The organism is Sporosarcina luteola (genome assembly GCF_007991495.1).
GTDB classification, from domain to species: Bacteria; Bacillota; Bacilli; order Bacillales_A; family Planococcaceae; genus Sporosarcina; species Sporosarcina luteola.
On sequence record NZ_BJYL01000046.1, the window covers coordinates 1 to 19,436 of the forward strand.

The following is a 19,436-nucleotide window of genomic DNA, read 5'->3' on the forward strand; positions in this document are numbered from 1 at the left end:
GAACTATGTTATAGCCTATTATTTGGTTAATCAACAGACCTGCTATGATTTATAAGTTTTCATATACAACTTTCTACTTTTCAATTATAATAGAAGACAATCGTAAACGAAAAATTATGATAACATAGAAAAATTAAGGGGGCACATATTATGCACATTCGAGATTTAATCGTAGAAAGATTAGCAGTTGCAACAGTCAAGGTAGACCAAAGCGTCTCCGACACACTTAAGAAAATCAATGAAACGGGATACCGTTGCATCCCTGTCGTCGACGAAGCCGACAACTATAAAGGAATGATCTACAAAGTCGATCTGCTCTCTTACCTGTACGAAGAAAAGGGCGATGCAGAACAATCGATCAATCATTTGCTCAGACACCAAGACACTTATCTATTTGAAGATGCTTCTTTTTTAAGTACCTTGCTGAACATTAAAGCATTGCCTTTCATTAGCATCGTCAGAGATGACAAGCTTATAGGTATTGTAACCCATAATAAAATCGAAAGTGTGTTTGAAGATGCATTTGGAACAAAAACCGGCGGTCTCAACATCACACTCGCATCCACTGAAGCGCGCGGCATGATCCGGAAATTGACAACAGCGTTAAAAGACGAAAACATTGAAGGCCTCATGACACTCGACAACGGCTCTGCACTTGCCCGAAGAGTCGTCCTTACATTGGAAGACGAAAAGTCCGAAGAAGAAGCGAATCGAATTAAAGAGAAATTGGAGAAAAACGGCTTTAGAATTCTCCAAATGCAACAGATCGATCCGAAATAAACAAAAGCGAAGGGCGCCAGTAGCTAGACAAAAAATAACAAAGGCTGTTTCCATGAAAATGGAAACAGCCTTTTCTTATACAGTCTCACTTACTGGCTTCGGAACCATCCGCAATAAAATACCGCCAATGATGAAGAGAATAATCAAACTGAACACGCCATACGCTGAGCTGCCTGTTAACTGTGCCGTTACACCGAGCAACAGCGGACCCATAACAGATGCGAACTTACCAAAAATATTATAGAAACCGAAAAATTCATTGGACTTCTCTTTCGGTACTAATTGGGCGAAATATGAACGGCTTAACGCCTGAATGCCGCCTTGAGAAGTGGCGACAAGCATAGCGAGAATCCAGAAATCCAACGTCGTCGATAAGAAAAACGCATAGATACATACGATAATATAGACAAAAATCCCCACATACAACATCGATTTCACTGAAAAGCGCTGTGCAAGCTTCCCGTAAAGAATCGCAAACGGTGCGGCAACGACCTGGGTGACGAACAATACAATCAGCAGGTCCGTCGGCTTAATGCCCAAATCAGAACCATATGCCGTCGACATAGAAATAATCGTACCGACTCCGTCGATATAGAAGAAATACGCTAACAAGAATATGAAAACAGTCCGGTACTTCTTGATTTCCTTGAACGTATCTCCGAGCCTCCGGAAGCTTCCTGCCAAGATCCTCGGTTCTCGTTCGATTGCATGGATCTGTACAACATTTTTCAACATCGGAATGGTGAAGGCGAACCACCAAATCCCCGTAATTACGAATGCAAGCTTGCTTGCTACGGCTGTGGAAATTGGAATAACACCTTTTCCTGCCAGCAGAATGATCGCTATACTTATAATGAATGGAATCGTACTACCGATATACCCCAGTCCAAAACCGCGTGATGAAACGTCATCCATCTTCTCCTCAGGCGTCACGTCGACCAAAAAGGCATCGTAGAAAATATTGGCTCCATGGAATCCGATAGCCGTAATCGTATAAATGATTAAAAGCGGCAGCCATGATCCATCCGGTACAAATGCCAAAGAAACTGTTGAAAGTGAGCCGATCAGGAAGAATGCGAAGAAAAACTTCTTCTTTAATCCTCGATAATCCGCAATCGTCCCTAATATAGGACCAATCATCGCCAAAATGAACGTGGCAATTGCTACCGTATACCCCAAATACGCTGTTGAATTTACCTCGCTTACCCCTGCCCCGGTCGCTACAGATTTATAAAAAAGTGGAAATACAGCAGTCGTAATGATAATTGAGTAGGCCGAATTCGCCCAGTCATAAAACATCCAGCTCTTTTCCGTTTTAGTGTACTTCGTCTTTTTCACCCTCCCACCCCTATCCTCTGAACTCTATGAGTATTTCATTTATTGTACATTTAATATTCATAAAACAATAGTAAGAATTAGTAATTGTTGAAAAAACCAATCCGGCAAGTCAATTAGTCTAAGTGGATTGAAAACAATGAAAATGCTATAATCACCTTAGAAATAACTATGATTATACCTGCTTTTTCATGCCTTTCTATTCAATTTCCCTGTCCCTCATCCGGTGAATCACACAGAAGTCTTTCTACGCAATCATGCGTTGTTTTTGTATAAAGGAAGGAATTTACAAATGAGGTTCTCAGAGATTAATACAGCTGCACTCATTTCATTAATGGACAAAAAATTCAGCATCTCAGTTGCCGACAGAAATGGCCGGATTACGTATGTTAACTCCAATTTCTGCGAGCTATCAGGCTATACGAGAGATGAATTAATCGGACGGAATTATGGTATTGTCAGCCCAGGTTATACAGCGGAAAGTTTCGTTGAAGAAATGGAGCAGATTTTCTCAAGTGAACAAGCTTGGCAGAAAAGTATCAAGGCCCAAGCAAAAAATGGCTCTTATTATTGGGTGACTGCCACAATCATTCCAATTCGGAATAAAGAAGGCGACATCGTCCAATTCTTATCAATTGATAATGATATTACAGCACGTGAATTGATTAACGAAAAGTACTTCGAGACGCTGCAAAACCTTCGAAACATTGAAAACGCGCTCGATTATTCTTCAGTAGTCGCTATTACAGATGCAAAAGGCGTCATTACATATGTCAATGAACAATTTTGTGCATTGTCCCAATATACAAGTCGCGAACTTATCGGTAAAACACATCGCATTGTAAATTCAAACTATCATCCCAAAAGCTTTTTTAAAGAAATGTGGAATGCCATCCAAAGCGGAGAAATTTGGCAAGGTGATATTTGCAACAAGGCGAAAGATGGCTCTATCTACTGGGTGAGTACGACGATCGTTCCATTTCTTGACGAAGACGGAAAACCAGAACAATATATTGCGATCCGTTTTGATATCACGGACCGGAAAAAAGCGGAAGACTCTTTGGAAATTGCATTGCAAAATGATTTTCAGACAACCGTGAAAAACTTACAAAATGCTATTTTTAAATACAAGGCATCCGAAAACGGCGGGATTGAATTCACTCTTTTTGAAGGACAAATTAAGGAAAGAGTTGGCATGACAGCCGAGCAGTTAAATAATAAGGAATTCATCCATTCTTTCACTGATTTGGAAGTGGAAGCGTTCAAAAAATATCTATCAGCAGCATTAGCAGGTGAAATCGTTCAATTCGAACTTACCTATGAAGGTCTTTCCTTCCTGATTTACTTATCACCGATTGAAAAGAAGGGAAAAGTTGTTGAAGTTGTCGGCACCGGGATTGACATAACCGAGCGGATTAAAGCAGAAAAGGCTATCGAGCATATGGCTTATTATGATTCCTTGACGGGCTTGCCGAATCGACGGAATCTCCAGCAAAAACTAAATGACCGCGTCAGTCGGAAAAACACTAGCGAACCATTCGCCGTACTGTTTTTGGACTTGGACCGTTTCAAGAACATCAACGATACATTAGGTCATCATATTGGAGATCAGTTACTACTAGCAGTCGGACAAAGGCTGCTCTCCTGTATCCACGAACAGGATACCGCGTCCAGACTAAGCGGCGACGAATTTGTTCTTTTAATCGAGTCGCCTGACGTTGATGAAGTGTCCAATCTTGCGGCGAAAATTGTCGACGATATTTCACAACCCTATCTTCTTGGCAATCAAAAAGTCTTTGTTGCCCCGAGCGTCGGGATTGCCTTGTATCCAAAAGACGGCAAGGATTACAATACGCTCATTCGAAATGCGGATTCTGCCATGTATTCGGCAAAGGAAGCAGGCAGAGGCACTTTCCGGTTCTTTACTATGGAGCTTCATGAAAAATTAATGGAGAAAACGTTTTTCGAAAAGGAGCTAAGGCAGTCCTTGGAAAAAGAGCAATTCCTTCTTCATTATCAACCTCAATATGATCTGGAAACCGGCCGCATTAAAGGAATTGAAGCTTTGGCGAGGTGGAAGCATCCTGATCGCGGGTATATCCCTCCCGTGAAATTCATTCCAGTTGCTGAGGAAAATGGATTTATCCTCGAGCTTGGGGAATGGGTCCTTAAAACTGCATGTGCACAGGCGAAAGCTTGGCAGGATGAAGGTTTTCCATCGTTACGGCTAAGTGTCAATGTATCGATGAGGCAATTTACACAACCGAACTTTGTAGCGGATGTGCTGCAGATATTGCATGAAACCGGCTTGCATCCGACAAATTTGAATCTGGAAATTACGGAAAGCATCATGTCCGATGTCCAACAATGCCAATGTATTTTACAGGATCTCAAGAACGCAGGCATTTCCGTCAGTGTCGATGACTTCGGAACAGGCTACTCCTCATTTCTTTATTTAAGCAAATTCCCGATCTCCCATTTGAAAATTGACCGGGCATTCATCAATGAGTTGAGCAAGAACAATACAATGATTGTAAAGGCAATCATCGACTTGGCGAAAAATCTGCAACTGAACGTCATCGCGGAAGGCGTTGAAACGGAAGACCAGGAAGATTTCCTAAAAAAGTTAGCTTGCAACGAAGTGCAGGGCTTCCTTTATTCCAAACCCCTTCCCCAACATGAAATCGAACGACTGCTTCATTCTCATAACAACAACCGCACTCCTTGAAAGGGGTGCGATTTTTTTGAAAGAACACTCCCCGGTGCCTGCCACCCACTGAATTCTGAATTGCTTGGGTGACAGGCACCGCAAAAAAAAAATAAGAGAGGTGTATGTATGTTTAAAACTGTTGGGATTGTTGCGCATGTGGATGCGGGTAAGACTACTTTTTCTGAGCAATTGTTGTTCCATACGCATAGTATCCGTCAACGGGGGCGTGTCGATCACCAAGATGCCTTCCTTGATAGCCATGCCATCGAGAAGAACCGTGGCATCACCGTATTTGCAGATCAGGCGACCTTCACTTTCAACGATTCGCAGTATACGATCATCGACACGCCGGGACACGTCGATTTCTCGCCTGAAATGGAAAGAGCCATCCAAGTGATGGATTACGCCATCGTTATTATTAGCGCGGCGGATGGCGTAGAAGGTCATACTGAAACGGTTTGGCAATTGTTGAAGAAACATGGCGTGCCAACGTTCTTTTTCTTGAATAAAACCGATCGGGAAGGCGTCGATCTACAAGCGATCGTCTGTGAAATGGGAAGCAGTCTATCCGAGGACATCTTTGATCTCGCACAATTGACGGGCAGCGGCATGTCGGAGGAACTTATTGAATTCATTGCGGAACGTGACGAAGCCTTGCTAGATCGTTATATGGACAGCGGCTACGATGAGGCGGTATGGTTGGACGCTTTGAAACGGATGATCAGCAGTCGCGACGTCTTTGCATATGGACATGGCTCCGCCTTAAAAGACAGTGGCATTCTTGAGTTTCTTGAGAAGTTCGACATGCTTACTGTCACGGATTATTCGGAGGCTGGCGATTTTGCTGCGCGTGTTTATAAAATCCGCCACGATGAAAATGGGCAACGCGTGACGTTTTTGAAGGTTTTACAAGGAGCGATGCAAGTTCGGGATGAGATTGCTTATGGAGAAAAAACGGAGAAACTGACACAGATCAGACAGTATAACGGCAATAAATTCAAACCCATCGATTCTGCCCACGCAGGTGAAATCGTCGCAGTGACAGGGCTGACGGATGCTAACGCCGGAGATCCAATTGGCGCTCTGGCGGGAAAATCAGAATTTGACCTCATACCTACTTTGACATCGACAGTCATTTTCGAACCGACCATCCATGTGAAGGAAGTGCTCCGATGCTTCAAAATGCTGGACGCAGAAGACCCTTCATTGCATGTCATTTGGAATGAACAAGCACAGGAAATCCACGTCCATGTGATGGGCATCATCCAACTTGAAGTGTTGAAGCAAATCGTCAACGACCGATTCGGCTTCGATGTCTCATTCGGCGATCCGAAAATCCTTTACAAGGAAACGACCCGTGCCACGGTTAACGGCTACGGGCATTTCGAGCCGCTGAAGCATTATGCGGAAGTTCATTTAAAAATAGAACCCGCTGAACGGAACAGCGGAATTGCCTTCGCTAACATTTGCCACGCAAATGATTTATCCGTCGGCAATCAAAACCTCGTCCGGACCCATCTATTCGAGCGCCCGCATCATGGTTTATTGACTGGGTCCGCATTGACCGATGTCAAAATCACATTGCTCACGGGCAGAGGTCAAATTGAGCACACGTCCGGCGGCGATTTCAGGGAAGCGACTTTCCGTGCATTGCGGCAAGGGCTTGAGAAGGCGGAAAACGTCCTGCTGGAACCGTATTATGATTTCAAAATCAAAGTCGAAATGGACCATATCGGCCGCGTCCTTTCCGATATCCAGCAAGCATCCGGGAGCTTCGCCGCCCCTGAAACAGTCGGCGGTAAAACAATTGTAACAGGCCGTGTTCCCGTCGCGACATTCATGAATTACAGTACTGTTTTTGCATCCTACACAAACGGCAAAGGTGCACTCACCTTGAACTTCGGAGGTTACGATGAATGCCATAATGCAGCGAAAGTAATTGAAGAGATCAGCTACAATAAAGACGCCGATCCCGAATACACTTCGACCTCGATCTTTTGCGCAAAAGGCAAAGGCTACCCCGTTCCGTGGGACGAAGCCGAAGCAGCGATGCATTTGTTGAAATAATGCTTGGGCGCGGCAAAAGTACGACTTCCAAGGCGCATCTTGCCGCGCTAAATGCCTTTGACAAATCCCATTCATCCGCCCAATCGATAAACCAAAAATCGCTCATTTTCGTTCTTCGCATACAGCCGGTCAACCTTAACTTCCTTCCACAGTTCAAACGGCGTCTGGTTGTCCATGAATTGTACATAATCAGCCGTTGGATAATAAAGGACCACATCGACTGGACGCTGCTCCCGTTCCACGGAGAGCAGAATATTCCCGACGACTTTCATGAAAATTTGAATGGAGAACGGATTAAAAAAGTAAAATCGATTCTCTGAATCAGCAATTTTATATTCCTCCGCAAAGCAACGCTCAAAACGAATTGCTCCACCGGCTTGCTTCCTTTTCCGACGATATTGAACAAGGTTTTCCAAAGCATCCTGATAAAGCTGGCCATTCATCTCAATCCCGGTCACTGACGAAGAAAACCGGTGATGGACATAAAAAGAAACACGCGCTTTGCCGCATCCGAAATCGATGAAGCCGTCCTCCTGCCCCAACTCATACTCCTTGAAAAGCGCATCGAGCGCCTCATACGGCGTTGCTTCGTATCGGTTATAATGTGGCGACTGGCTCAATAACTCGAGCGTTCCAGCCGTTTTGATTTGAAGAAGTTTATCATGTTCTTTTTCATTCATACGGAATCACCTTCCTTATCGCCCCATTGTACGGGGATTTACGGATAAATGCCAAAACACGGTCCCCCGTGGAGGAGACCGCGTAAAATCACTTCATATTAATCTGCGTTATCGGGTCAACCGCCCTTCTCACTAATCGCTTTCTGCCCCGATTTTTCTCCCTTTCCACGACTTTCTCATTTTGTGTAAACAATCGATACACCGATGGGACCAACAGCAACGTAATGAACGTCGCAAACAGCAAACCCGAGATTAACACTGTCGCGAGCGGCGCTTGGTAATTGCCCGAGACCCCTGAAGCAAGCGCAAGCGGCAGCATTCCGCCAACCGTCGTCAATGTCGTCATGAAGATCGGACGGACCCGGTTCCTCCCTGCTTCGACCAAAGCTTCTTCCACAGACATTCCTTCCCGGCGAAGTTGGTTCGTACGGTCAATCAGCAGAATCGCGTTATTCAAAACGATGCCGATGAGCATGATGACACCCATTCCAGACAGCAAATTCAGTTCCATCTGTGTAACGAACAAGCCGATAATGACACCGATCATCGCCATCGGAATGACTGACATGACGATGAGCGGATGACCTAAATGATTGAATTGAACTGCCATCATAAAGTAGACGAGGAAAATCGCAATTCCTAACACCATAAACATTTCCATCATCAGTTGCTGTTGCTCCTCGATATCACCGGCCACTTCGATCGCATAGTCCGCGGGCATATCAAATTCATTCATCACTTTTTGAACGTCGCGATTCACCGCGCCTAAATCCCTGCCTTCAATATCTGCTGAAACCGTGATGAATCGTTCTCCGCCACTATGCATGATCTCATTAGGTGTTCTGACAACTTCCAAATGAAGGAACTCCGATAATTTCTTGTCGCCTTCCATCGTCGGAATTTCCAGGTCGAACAGTGTTTCGTCTGAATCAACCCCGCCGTCCCAGCTCACCATAAGAGGTACATTCCCTCCATCTAGCGCCATCTGGCCAACAGGTATTTCAATGAAAGCCTGTTCGATGAACTGCTTCACCTGCAATTGCGACAGGTCAGCATCCTGAATCGCTTTCTCATTCAGGACAATCCTCTTTTCCTCGGATGTACGTTCCATCGAATTCGTCATGCCTACTATTCCTTCAACCTTTCCGAGCTCCTTCATGAAATCTTGCGCAATTCCTTGCAACTGGACAAAGTCTTCCCCTTTAATCATCACTTGAACTGGCGCGCCGCTTACTTCAGACATGGCAAGTTGCACATTCCTGATCGGTTCCGTGTCCCGGAATTCACGAAGCGACCTTAAAATCTGCTCATTCACTTCGTTTTGCTCATGAACGATGCGTTCGCCTTTCGTCATATTGACGATAATAAGCATTTCATTGCCTCCGTTATCCAGCACATAACTCGATTCGACATCATCTATCTTTGCCATCTTTTCGTTCAATAGTTGTGCAATCCGCTCTTTGTCAGCTGGCGCAACGCCCGTTTCCAAGACGGCAACGATTTCGCTGTAACGGTTGAAAACATCCGGCATGACATTCATCGGGATTTTATTCACCAGGAGAAGCGACCCTGCGAAAAGGCTGAAAAAGAGGGCAATCACTAGTAGACTCCTACGTTTTTTCGCGACAATCCATGAAACCGTACCATCGTATACTTTTGCGGCTCTGCTCCCTTTCCGTGTCTTACCGTGGCTCCCGTAATGTAAAAACTTATCCGACAATGCCGGTATAAGCGTGAAGGCGACAAGCACCGAGCTAATCAATGTAATCGCCACGACAATCGCCAGGATGACCAGGATCTCGCCAAAGCCAGCTCCTATGAATCCAATTGGCAGGAACACGACAATCGTCGTCAGCATGGATGCGAAAACGGCACCCGCCACTTCCTTCGTTCCTGCAATTACTGCCTCGAACTTCGATAACCCGAGCTCCCGTTGCCGGTAAATCGATTCCAAAATGACAATCGACGAGTCCACCATCATTCCGATGCCAAGTCCGAGCCCGATAAGCGTTAACATGTTAAGACTGTATCCTAGCATGTATACCGTCAAAAAGGTCAGCAATACCGAAGTCGGAATCGATACCGCGACGATAAGTGTCGCGCGGACATTTCTGAGGAATAAAAGCAGAATTGCAACCGCCACGATGCTGCCGATCAAAATATTCCCGACGACCCCATCGATCGATTCCTGCACGACATCTGCCTGTGCCACCATTTCATTCAACGTAAAGCCTTTCACAAGCCCTTCGTCGCGTATCTTTTGAATCTCAGCGCGAACCGCTTTTGCCATATCGATTTGCGTGACGTTCGCCGCACGCCCCACCTGGATGAACACCAATTCCTCCGCGTCGTTCTTCCATACGAAAGAAGAACTTTCCAAAGGCACTACCGTTACATCCGCAACGTCCTTCAGTTGAATAAAACCTTCCGCTGTCGGTATTTCAATTCGCTTTACTCCGTCAATGTCGGCGAGTTTCGAATTCCACCGAAGCAGCGAAGTATCCCCTTCATCTTGCAATTCGCCGAGTGTCGATTCCGAGTTCGCTTGTGCAATGAGCCCTGCCACTTGTGAAATATCCAATCCATTTTCCTTCATTGCTTCCCGTTTGAACTTAATGGATACTTCTTGCTCCATGACGCCGGACAGCTGGACATCCTGGACTTCCTTCAACGCCTCAAGCCTCGGTTCGAGCACATCCCTCGCGAATGCAGTCATTGACTGAAGATCAGTTCCCGAAAGATCCATGAAAAACTCATAGCTTGAGCGCACACCATATTGAATGGCCGCCGCCTCCTTTATTTCCGGCTGCCCCGCTTTCATGTCGTTAACTTCTTTTTCAATGTCTTTCATGACTTCATTGCTTTTTCCCCGGGCTATCGTCAAGTCGATTGAAATGCTCCCGATTGCCGTCGTCGACTGGATTTCGTCCACACCTTCGATCCCGCCAAGCCTCTGCTCCAACGGCAAAGTGATAAGTCGCTCCACGTCAACCGCCGCCATATCTCCCGCGTCGATGGCTACAAATGCCCCATCCATTCCCACCGACGGCATGATCTCCTTATCCAATTTCACGACCGCAAAGCTCCCCAAAGCGATAATCAGCACCGTCAATAAACCAACCAATACCTTCTTTCGAACGATGAACTCCAATATCCTCACATTCCTACCCCTTTCATTGCCACTGACACTCAGCTTAACAAGTTTTTCCAACCTCTATAACGAGCCTCAGCCTGATTTCGGCTCAGTCCTTGGATGTAGATGGTGTTTTTGGCCGGCGACGTTGCGGGGATATCGGTCAAATTCACAAAGTTATCGGTCAAACTTGGGGTATTATCGGTCAGTTCCGCTAAGATATCGGTCAAATCGGCAAACTTATCGTCGTTTTATGACTTAATGCCTATCCAGTGGCATCGCCTAGCCCAATTAAACCCGTGTTTGATTACTTAGAAAATGGTATGATGAAGGAAACTTATTCAAAAGGGAGAAATTCATATGGGGGCAATTACGAAAATCGGACAAATCGGAGTACCGGCACAAGATATGGAACGGGCGACTGCATTTTACAAGGACCTTCTAGGCCTACAGCTTTTATTCAACACGGAGACGATGGCGTTTTTCGATTGTGACGGAGTGCGCCTACTCGTGAGCTTGCCGGAAAAAAAGGAGTTCGCGCATGCAAGCTCCGTCCTTTATTTTCACGTAAATCACATTCAACAAGCCTATGAGGAATACATGGAAAAAGGGATTGTTTTCATCGATGAGCCGCATAGGGTCGCGAAGGTGGGACAAACGGAAACGTGGATGGCTTTTTTCAAGGATACAGAGGGGAATGTGCATGCGTTGATGAGTGAGGTTGCGGTAAATTGAAAAAAAGCAATAGATTCCGCTATGGGATCTATTGCTTTTTCATTCATGCATTATCCGGAATATTCTCTTTCCCCTTACGGAATAAAAGAATAAATGCTACAAGGGAAAGTAAGATGACAACTGTCAACACCTCATACATCCCCCGATAGCCTAACCTTGGAACGACAACGCCTAAAAAGTACGGTCCAAATCCGAGTCCGGAATCCAGAAAAATATAGAACGTAGAGGTGGCGATACCGAGCCGTTCAACGGAAATCCCTTTCAATGCGATTGCTTGGGCAATGGATTGGAAATTCCCATAGCCGAGTCCGAGGATCGCGCCTGCCATAAGTAACATAATACCGCTATGCGTCTGGCTCAATACGATCATGCCAAGCGCAAAGAGCACAAGCGAAGGAATGACGACAAACTTCGCTCCTTTTACATCCAATAGTTTCCCAGAGAATGGTCGGGACAGCAATACGACGATGGCATAGACAAGGAAAAAGAAGCTTGCGGTTTCAACGAGGTTAATCTCCTTCGCGTAAAATGAGATGAATGATAGCACCCCTGAATAGGCGAGGGCTACGAATAAAGTAATGATGGAGATTGACAATGCCTTCCTTTCAATGAAATTGGACAAGCCAATTCTTTTTCTTACCACTTCCTGCTTATTCGAAGCAGGCTGCTTCACGGTTTCATTGACGAAGAAGAACATAATCAGCGTTACAACGCTTAATGAGAGACAGAGGACGAATAGCATATGGAATGGGTAGTGCTGACTCATGAAAATACCGAAAAACGGCCCGATTGCTGTGGCCATTACAGTGCTCATGCTGAAATACCCAATCCCTTCCCCTCTCCTTGACGCTGGGATTGCTTGGGCGATCATTGTGCCAGTCGCAGTTGAGGCAATGCCTAGTCCGATTCCGTGAAATAGCCGGTTGGCAAGGAGCAATGGCATATTTGCTGATCCGAAATAAAAGGCGGTTGCAATCGTGGACACGAGGAGACCGATGAACAACATCCTCTTCCCTCCTACTTTACCAATCAAGCTTCCAGAAAAAATCCGTGCAATGAGCGTTCCGATGATGAATATCCCTGAAACTAGTCCCGCCATGCTCGTCGAGGCGCCGTATTGCTCCACCGCAAACGGCGCAATTGTCACCAATAACAAATACATAGCAAGCATGAGTATAAAATTGATAATTGATATATTGATAAAGTCCTTTGTCCATAATTTCTGTTCTTGCATACTTTCACTCTTTCATGATGATAGATTTTGGTGGGCGCGCGCCAATACGCTTATGGCCATTTCCACTTCTTCTTTCGACGAACCTTTAAGAAGGTCTTCATATAGGGATGCAAGCTGCGTCACAATGTCACGGCAAACAGCTTCCCCTGAACTAGTCAGTCGAATCCATTTTTCCCTCTTATCTTGTCCCGGCGTCGATTCTACATACTTCATCTCCCCAAGTCGTTGAAGGATCTTCGTGACGCTCGGTTTTTCCACTTGCTGCCGATGCGCAATTTCCGCAGGCGTCATCGCCCCCTCCTGCATGAGAAGCTTTATGATTGCCCACTGGGAATTAAACAAGCCGTAATGAGCCAATTTGGCATTAATTTGATTGAGCAATGGACGATAAAGTTTGTAATAATGCCCGAAGAAGTCCTGCTGTATCGATTCGATGGGTACCGCCTCCTTGTCGAATAATGGTTAGTTAGGTTAATTAACTATTATAGTTAACCATAAAATTGGCGTTTTGTAAAGGAAGCATCCACTGACAATTGTTGTTCTACTGAAAATTCCGGTGGGCCTAAGGTGATAAAATGACTTTTGGATGTCGGCGTGGGAATATCGGTCAAGTTCACAAATTTATCGGTCAAACTTAAATGCATGTTTGATGGCCTTTTTCAAGGATACAGAGGAAAATATTCATAGGTTGATGAATGAAGTTGTTACGGGATAAACTTATCAGTACAAGTTCAGGTAATGGGGAGGTGTTTAACGTGAGCAGATGTACAATCGACCACTCACTGGAAGATGTGTTGGCAAAATTGAAAGAGCAACAAGCTTTTCTTCCAGCGGAAATATATGAAAGTGGCGTCCGTTTCCTAAATGAGAGACGTGACCAAGAGATACTGAATGATATTTTCCATTTGTTGAAGAAATATGACTTGGCGGATGATGAAGAATGCAGGCGCAGAGACAGTGAGATGGGGAAACTGTTTGACCAGTCATAACCGATAAATGACGGCTTTATCGGCAGTAAAAAAGTTCGGCAAACACCGAACTTTTTTCTTTATTTATCCCAAAGATAATAATCCTGTCCTTGAATTGTTTGGAATCCGATGGACTCATATAGACGGAGGGCATTGCCATTTTTTGCTTCCACTTCAAGTTTGATCGGGTTGCCGGAAGGCTGTTCCATACGGACAACCGCTCGCAATGCTTGGCGTCCATACCCCTTCCCTTGAAAATCTGGGTGAACGACAAATCCGTAAATATAGGACTCGCCATCATTTCGGCTCACTCGGATTTTGCCGACCCTTTTGCCATCTACATCAATGATGAAATGTACATCGTTCGGATAATTTTTCACTTCTTGTTGATGAATGCTGGCGTCTTCCAGCGACATGCCGAAGCCTAACATATCCAATTGAATCTCAAATGGGACATCATCCTCGGTGGATGGCCTTAATTGAATACTTCCACTTTCCTCCAAAGTCTGCTGTTCCCACACCATTTGGTATTCAGAAAAGTCATAGGCGCACGGCTGATTCTCCAGCCAGCCTTTTGCAGATTCGGAAGTAGAAGGCGCATTCAAAAGGATTTTTTTATATCCCTTTTCTTTGATGACCGGGAACGCTTGATGCCACAAATTTGTAAAGTGTTTCTGATTTCGATGGGTAGGCTTCGTCATTCCACAAATTTCAACAGTCGAGCCAAAGCCGTAAAGGGCCAAATACGCAACAAGCTCGCTATCTACATAGTGAAAGAAGTCCATCGTCTGATCTTCACGTTGGCGAAGCATATCCCAGTTTAATTTCAATAAAATCTCGTCACTTGTTTCGCATTCTTTTTGCAAGTGTGCGATTTCCTGTAGTTGTTCAAACGTTAACATTGTCTTCCTCCTCATGTCTCTCAAACTAATTATAAGGGTAGATGGGTTCATTGCCTATATGCCTTCGGAATTGATGAAGTTATTTAACTAGTATGATAGAATGAGTTTGTCTTTAAAGGAGGCGCTGTTTAATTGATCATAAAGGAAAAAACGAATTCTTTGAAAGCGGTCGGGTTGGAAGCGCTACTCCGACGTTTGCCGAAGAGCCACCCTCGCTATGCAGATATTGAGAGTGAACTAAGGATAACCCGGGCTGGTGATAACGGTGAAAGGATACTGGCAGATGTTTTCAAAAAATATCAGTTCCCTTTTGAACATTACATCTTTCACGACTTGAATTTGCAGTCAACCGGGAAATTCCAAGTGGATACGCTTTTCCTTTTCCAACAAGGCGCAGTCATTATGGAAGTGAAAAATATCGCCGGGCAGATCAATTTCCGTGAGGACTATAATCAACTGACGCGTACTCTTGAGAATGGACAAGTCGATTCATTTGAATGTCCTTCCGTCCAACTGGAGCGAAATAAAATGCTTCTGGAAGATTGGTTTCATACGCACCACCTATCAATCCCTATTTACCAAGCAGCGGTTTTCCCCAGACCGCAACAGCAATTCGTCAATCATCGTAAGGATCTGACTCTTCTTTTTCCCCTTGAGATCCCTGTTTATCTTCGTAGACTACATTCATTTCACAACACTACCGATTTAATCAACCTTAAAGACGTCACGAATAAGCTCAGGCGTGCCCATTGCGAGTACGATCCATTTCCATTGATATCAAGATATAGGATTCATCCGTCTGAACTTATATCGGGAGTTTGTTGTGCCCAATGCGGTTTCTTTGGCATGCAGTCGTTACATGGCAGCTGGGCTTGTCACCAGTGCAAGAATGTTGACCCGCTCGCCCATATCGATGCACTGCTAGATTATTTCATGTTGATCGATTATCGCCTGTCTAACAAAACAGCACGGGAATTTTTTCGTGTTTCCGACGATCAGAAGATGAAACGGATTCTTAGAAAGATGGAATTGCCTAATGAGGGAGAAAAAAGAGGAAGAGTTTATGTCGCGAACCTCGAATTCGTTAAAAAACTTTATGAATCAAGTAGGTCAAAGGTAATGAAACGACGATAACTTCGTGAAAGTGACCGATAACTTCCCGGAAATGACCGATAACTCCCCGGAAATGACCGATATCCGCCGAGAAATGACCGATAACTTTCCTGCCACCCCCTTTCCATGCGAAAAAACCGCTCCAGTCCCAAGACTGAAGCGGTTTTTCATTTAAACAACTCTTTATACGCCAACGCCTTTAACGCGAGCATTTCTTCGTCGGTCAATCTGCTTTGGATTTTATCGAATAGAGCCTGTTGCTCCGCCGCCGTCATGCCTTGCCGCGCCTGAATTTGCAAGTCGTTGATTTCACTGAGATCGAATTTCTTCAGCAGGACACGGGTTGCTTCTTCTTTCGTTTGGAAAGGCAGCTTCGAGCTGTCGACGTTTTTCCCTTCCTCTACAAAAGCGCGCAGATCAGGATCATCCTCTACTTCCTTTTTGATATTCTCCAGTTCGCCGCTTGCATCGAGCTCCGCGGCAACTTGGCCCATCACCTCGTCGGCAATGTACTTCGTGCCGAAATGATAGACGCCAAACGCTAGAAGGGCAAGCACTACGACGGTTCCTATAAAAAACTTAATCACCTTCAATGATTTCACCTCTCCGCTATATCTCCAACAAATCCAATAGATCTTCCTCTGTCAATGAACCCATTTCCGCGTCAATGACTTCGCCGATTAAATTCCTTTTCCTCTCCTGTAATTCGTTCATTTTATCCTCAACCGTTCCACGTGCAACGAGCTTGATGACGTGGACGGCGTGCTTTTGGCCGATCCGGTGGGCGCGGTCTGCCGCTTGTTCCTCCACCGCCGGATTCCACCAAAGGTCATATAATATGACGGTGTCCGCCCCCGTCAGGTTCAATCCGGTTCCGCCCGCTTTCAATGAAATCAAAAACAAATCACGCTCGCCTGCATTGAAGCGATTGCATAGTTCCAACCGTTCCTCTGAAGGCGTCGAACCATCCAAGTAGAAAAACGGTGTCCCTTCCATCGCCAAATCCTTGCCGATGATGTCGAGCATTTTCGTGAACTGCGAGAAGATCAACACCCGTCTCCCCGCGCGCTTCGATTCCTCAATCAATTGCTTTAACTGCTCGTATTTCGCAGAGCTTCCCTCATAGCCATCGACGAATAATGCCGGATGGCAACAGATTTGACGCAATCTCGTCAAGCCCGCCAAAATCCTAATTTTATTCTTCCGCACTGTATCCTTATCCAAATGCCTAAGTGTATCATGCCTCAGTTTCGCCAAATAGGCGGCATACAATTCCTTCTGTTCGGGCAGCAATTCAGACGAATCGATCGACTCAACCTTATCCGGCAGCTCCTCAAGTACATCCTCTTTCACCCGCCGGAGTAAAAACGGGCGAATTCGACGAGCGACCGTTTTCCGCGACAACTCGCTGAATTCCCGTAAGCCCATGAACAATTCAGGGTAAACGACGTGGAAAATCGACCATAATTCCTCCAATGCATTTTCGATCGGCGTCCCCGTCAACGCAAACCGGTGGGTCGCTCGCAACTTCTTCACCGACCTCGCCGTTTGAGTAAACGGATTTTTAAACGCCTGTGCTTCGTCAAAAAAGACCGTGTGGAAATGCTGCTTTTCATACCAAGCGACATCCCGCCGTATGAGCGGATAGGAAGTGATCAGGACATCTTTTCCATCCGTATCGGCTTGTCGCCCTGCCCTCTCTTTTTTATTCCCATCCAACACAATTGCTTTCATTTCAGGTGCAAACTTCTTCAGCTCACTCAACCAGTTATATGTGAGCGAAGACGGACAAATGATGAGCATCGGGCTCTTTTCATCCCGGACTTTCGGCAGTTCGGACACGATGAACGCTATGCTTTGCAACGTCTTACCGAGCCCCATATCATCCGCCAGCACTCCGCCTACCCCAAATTCAGCGATTGTTTTCATCCATTTAAAACCCGTTTTTTGATAATCGCGTAATACGCTTTCCAAGGACACTGGTATTTCCCACGCGGAATCCTCGGGATGCAACAGTCGCCCAAGAAACTGGCGGGCCGAATCCTCAACAGCAAGCATTTCATCTTCACCGATCTTATCCAGGAAGCGGATTCCCCTTGTAATCGGCATATTCAATCCCTTTTCGAGTTCATCCAGCTCACCGGGCACTTCATTCATAAAGCGACGGATTTCCTCAAACTCCCTTGTTTCGAGTGAAAGAAGGGCGCCGCTTCGCAATCGATAGTATTTCCGTTTTTCCTCAAGTGCTTCGAGTATCCCACGAATCTGCTTGTCCGGAATGCCGTCCATACTGAATTTGAATTCAAGCCAGTTCGTCCGGTCTTCGAATGCTTTCACGCGAATGCGCGGTTTGGCAGCTCCTCTGAAGATACGTATCCGAATCGCGGTCGTCGCATAGACACGGACAAGTTTTTCAAGCTTCGGAAGGGTGTTATAGAGGAATTCATACTCCAATTCCTCGTTATGCAATAAATACCCTTCATCCGTCTGGGCGAATGAACTTTCCTCCATTAACTGCAAGATCTCCTCTTCCTTTTCCAAGTCGCGGACCAGTACCGAGCTCGCCGGCAGCTCCCGCTCAACTAAAGGGTTGATGGTGATATGATCGTATTGGAATTCAAGGCCTGCAAGCAATCGATTGTTCACCCGGTCGAGGTACAGTTTCGCATTCAATGGCGATTTCACAAGTTGGTCCAACACCGTTTCATCGAGTTGGACTTCCCCGATTCTCCGCAAACCCGGCACGACCTTTTCGATGAAAAAACCAATTTGCTCATTAGGAATAGGTAACTGATGGGTGCCTGATGTTTCAACCATCTGCTTCAAATCAGCAAGTCGCTTGCAATCTTCTGCAGTTAGCCGGAACAATTGACCGTCGTAATAAACGAGATTATAAGGCTGCAGGATGATTACACGCTCAACCCCATCTATCTTTAACGAATGGCCTTTTCCCGGTCTTTTTTCGAAATGAAACCTGACAGGCATTCCCATTTCCCGGATGTGTAAACGGGATGCCTGTTTGCCGACGCTTTCCAATGCCACTTCTGGTGCTTCATTCAAGACCTGCAGAAGCTTTTCCCATGATGAAGGAGGGATGATCAACGTTTGTGGACCGTCCCTATGGTAGGTGAATGCCCCGTTGTTAATCTCAACCAGCTTTTGCAATACTGCATCCGCCTCCCGTTTGAAGCAATGAAGATTGGCGTCAAACGTGAATGCAGAATTCAATGAGCTTGTTCGCCCTTCATTCACATCCTCCAAAAACTGACGGACTTCTTCTACCTGTACTCCTTCTACTTTCAGCTCAATACCGAGCATATGCCCTTTTCCAGTTGCTACTGGCAGCAATGTGAAAGCCAACTCCAGCACTTCTCGATCTTCAAAATGAAGCTGATGCCCGCTTGGTCTTTGGCGCCCGTTGAAAAGGGCGAGCAACCCTTCTGTCAGCGTCTCTTCCGTCGGTGCTTTTATCTGTTCATTCATGGCAATCAAAACAGCCGCCACATGCTGGCATTTATATCGATAGAGCGGAAGGGATGGGCAATTGCATTCTGTACGGAGGTCTTTATCGTTTTCAAAATCGACTACCACATGGAAGTTTTCCTTCCCTTCCACGATCGCTTTACACTTCGTATCACTGTATTCTTCAATCATCACTTTCTCTGCACGGTAATACATCTCGCCCCGTTTGAACGAAACGGAGCCGCATAAATCCATGATTTTATTGTGAGTTAAATGAATCCCCATTTGTTCGTCTCCTTTCGGGAACAATCACCTGT

General features: G+C 45.5%; 14 protein-coding genes. 6 read left to right on the plus strand and 8 right to left on the minus strand.

The genetic code is table 11. From position 1 onward, the window contains the following. Positions 1–150: 150 nt before the first annotated feature. The gene (locus SLU01_RS15200) at positions 151–780 is read left to right on the plus strand and encodes a CBS domain-containing protein (RefSeq protein WP_147059868.1); all 630 of its coding nucleotides are present in this window, start codon (positions 151–153) and stop codon (positions 778–780) included. Between the two features lie 75 nt (positions 781–855). Here SLU01_RS15200 and SLU01_RS15205 read toward each other — a convergent pair whose 3' ends face one another. Beyond that, positions 856–2,079 (minus strand): MFS transporter, encoded by a 1,224-nt coding sequence (locus SLU01_RS15205; protein WP_147059927.1) that lies wholly within the window; start codon positions 2,077–2,079, stop codon positions 856–858. 328 nt (positions 2,080–2,407) lie between these two features. Here SLU01_RS15205 and SLU01_RS15210 point away from each other — a divergent pair, with 328 nt between their 5' ends. Both SLU01_RS15210 and SLU01_RS15215 read left to right on the plus strand, forming a co-directional pair. Further along, positions 2,408–4,843: an EAL domain-containing protein gene (locus tag SLU01_RS15210; RefSeq protein ID WP_147059870.1), complete on the plus strand. Its 2,436-nt coding sequence runs from the start codon at positions 2,408–2,410 to the stop codon at positions 4,841–4,843. A 108-nt stretch (positions 4,844–4,951) separates the two neighbouring features. Continuing rightward, positions 4,952–6,892 carry a GTP-binding protein gene (locus tag SLU01_RS15215; protein WP_147059872.1) on the plus strand — a complete coding sequence of 647 codons (1,941 nt, stop codon included), beginning with the start codon at positions 4,952–4,954 and terminating at the stop codon, positions 6,890–6,892. Between the two features lie 71 nt (positions 6,893–6,963). Here SLU01_RS15215 and SLU01_RS15220 read toward each other — a convergent pair whose 3' ends face one another. Both SLU01_RS15220 and SLU01_RS15225 read right to left on the minus strand, forming a co-directional pair. After that, on the minus strand, positions 6,964–7,572 hold the full coding sequence (locus SLU01_RS15220; protein ID WP_147059873.1) for a class I SAM-dependent methyltransferase: 609 nt from the start codon (positions 7,570–7,572) through the stop codon (positions 6,964–6,966). 88 nt (positions 7,573–7,660) lie between these two features. Next, positions 7,661–10,732 carry an efflux RND transporter permease subunit gene (locus tag SLU01_RS15225; RefSeq protein ID WP_147059875.1) on the minus strand — a complete coding sequence of 1,024 codons (3,072 nt, stop codon included), beginning with the start codon at positions 10,730–10,732 and terminating at the stop codon, positions 7,661–7,663. 333 nt (positions 10,733–11,065) lie between these two features. On the opposite strand from SLU01_RS15225, the gene SLU01_RS15230 reads away from it, so the two are divergent. Continuing rightward, positions 11,066–11,440, plus strand: a complete 375-nt coding sequence (locus SLU01_RS15230; RefSeq protein WP_147059877.1) for a VOC family protein — start codon at positions 11,066–11,068, stop codon at positions 11,438–11,440. A gap of 43 nt (positions 11,441–11,483) precedes the next feature. Here SLU01_RS15230 and SLU01_RS15235 read toward each other — a convergent pair whose 3' ends face one another. Both SLU01_RS15235 and SLU01_RS15240 read right to left on the minus strand, forming a co-directional pair. Then, positions 11,484–12,674, minus strand: coding sequence for an MFS transporter (locus SLU01_RS15235; protein WP_147059879.1), 1,191 nt, complete (start codon positions 12,672–12,674; stop codon positions 11,484–11,486). Positions 12,675–12,686: 12 nt separating this feature from the next. After that, the gene (locus SLU01_RS15240) at positions 12,687–13,055 is read right to left on the minus strand and encodes a MarR family winged helix-turn-helix transcriptional regulator (protein ID WP_147059881.1); all 369 of its coding nucleotides are present in this window, start codon (positions 13,053–13,055) and stop codon (positions 12,687–12,689) included. A 374-nt stretch (positions 13,056–13,429) separates the two neighbouring features. On the opposite strand from SLU01_RS15240, the gene SLU01_RS15245 reads away from it, so the two are divergent. Next, positions 13,430–13,663, plus strand: coding sequence for a group-specific protein (locus SLU01_RS15245; protein ID WP_147059883.1), 234 nt, complete (start codon positions 13,430–13,432; stop codon positions 13,661–13,663). A gap of 59 nt (positions 13,664–13,722) precedes the next feature. On the opposite strand, the gene SLU01_RS15250 is transcribed toward SLU01_RS15245, so the two are convergent. Then, positions 13,723–14,544: a GNAT family N-acetyltransferase gene (locus tag SLU01_RS15250; protein ID WP_147059884.1), complete on the minus strand. Its 822-nt coding sequence runs from the start codon at positions 14,542–14,544 to the stop codon at positions 13,723–13,725. Between the two features lie 132 nt (positions 14,545–14,676). Here SLU01_RS15250 and SLU01_RS15255 point away from each other — a divergent pair, with 132 nt between their 5' ends. After that, entirely contained in the window at positions 14,677–15,678 is a 1,002-nt protein-coding gene (locus tag SLU01_RS15255) for a nuclease-related domain-containing protein (protein ID WP_147059886.1), read from the plus strand. Between the two features lie 146 nt (positions 15,679–15,824). Here SLU01_RS15255 and SLU01_RS15260 read toward each other — a convergent pair whose 3' ends face one another. Both SLU01_RS15260 and SLU01_RS15265 read right to left on the minus strand, forming a co-directional pair. Continuing rightward, entirely contained in the window at positions 15,825–16,244 is a 420-nt protein-coding gene (locus SLU01_RS15260) for a hypothetical protein (RefSeq protein WP_246111014.1), read from the minus strand. Positions 16,245–16,266: 22 nt separating this feature from the next. Then, positions 16,267–19,404, minus strand: a complete 3,138-nt coding sequence (locus SLU01_RS15265; protein WP_147059890.1) for a DEAD/DEAH box helicase — start codon at positions 19,402–19,404, stop codon at positions 16,267–16,269. Positions 19,405–19,436 lie beyond the last annotated feature (32 nt).

Coding starts and splice junctions, on each gene's coding strand:
- SLU01_RS15250 (WP_147059884.1), bottom strand. CDS start 14,544: ATGTTAACGTTTGAACAACTACAGGAAATCGCACACTTGCAAAAAGAA.
- SLU01_RS15220 (WP_147059873.1), bottom strand. CDS start 7,572: ATGAATGAAAAAGAACATGATAAACTTCTTCAAATCAAAACGGCTGGA.
- SLU01_RS15205 (WP_147059927.1), bottom strand. CDS start 2,079: ATGTTTTATGACTGGGCGAATTCGGCCTACTCAATTATCATTACGACT.
- SLU01_RS15200 (WP_147059868.1), top strand. CDS start 151: ATGCACATTCGAGATTTAATCGTAGAAAGATTAGCAGTTGCAACAGTC.
- SLU01_RS15235 (WP_147059879.1), bottom strand. CDS start 12,674: ATGCAAGAACAGAAATTATGGACAAAGGACTTTATCAATATATCAATT.
- SLU01_RS15230 (WP_147059877.1), top strand. CDS start 11,066: ATGGGGGCAATTACGAAAATCGGACAAATCGGAGTACCGGCACAAGAT.
- SLU01_RS15215 (WP_147059872.1), top strand. CDS start 4,952: ATGTTTAAAACTGTTGGGATTGTTGCGCATGTGGATGCGGGTAAGACT.
- SLU01_RS15265 (WP_147059890.1), bottom strand. CDS start 19,404: ATGGGGATTCATTTAACTCACAATAAAATCATGGATTTATGCGGCTCC.
- SLU01_RS15210 (WP_147059870.1), top strand. CDS start 2,408: ATGAGGTTCTCAGAGATTAATACAGCTGCACTCATTTCATTAATGGAC.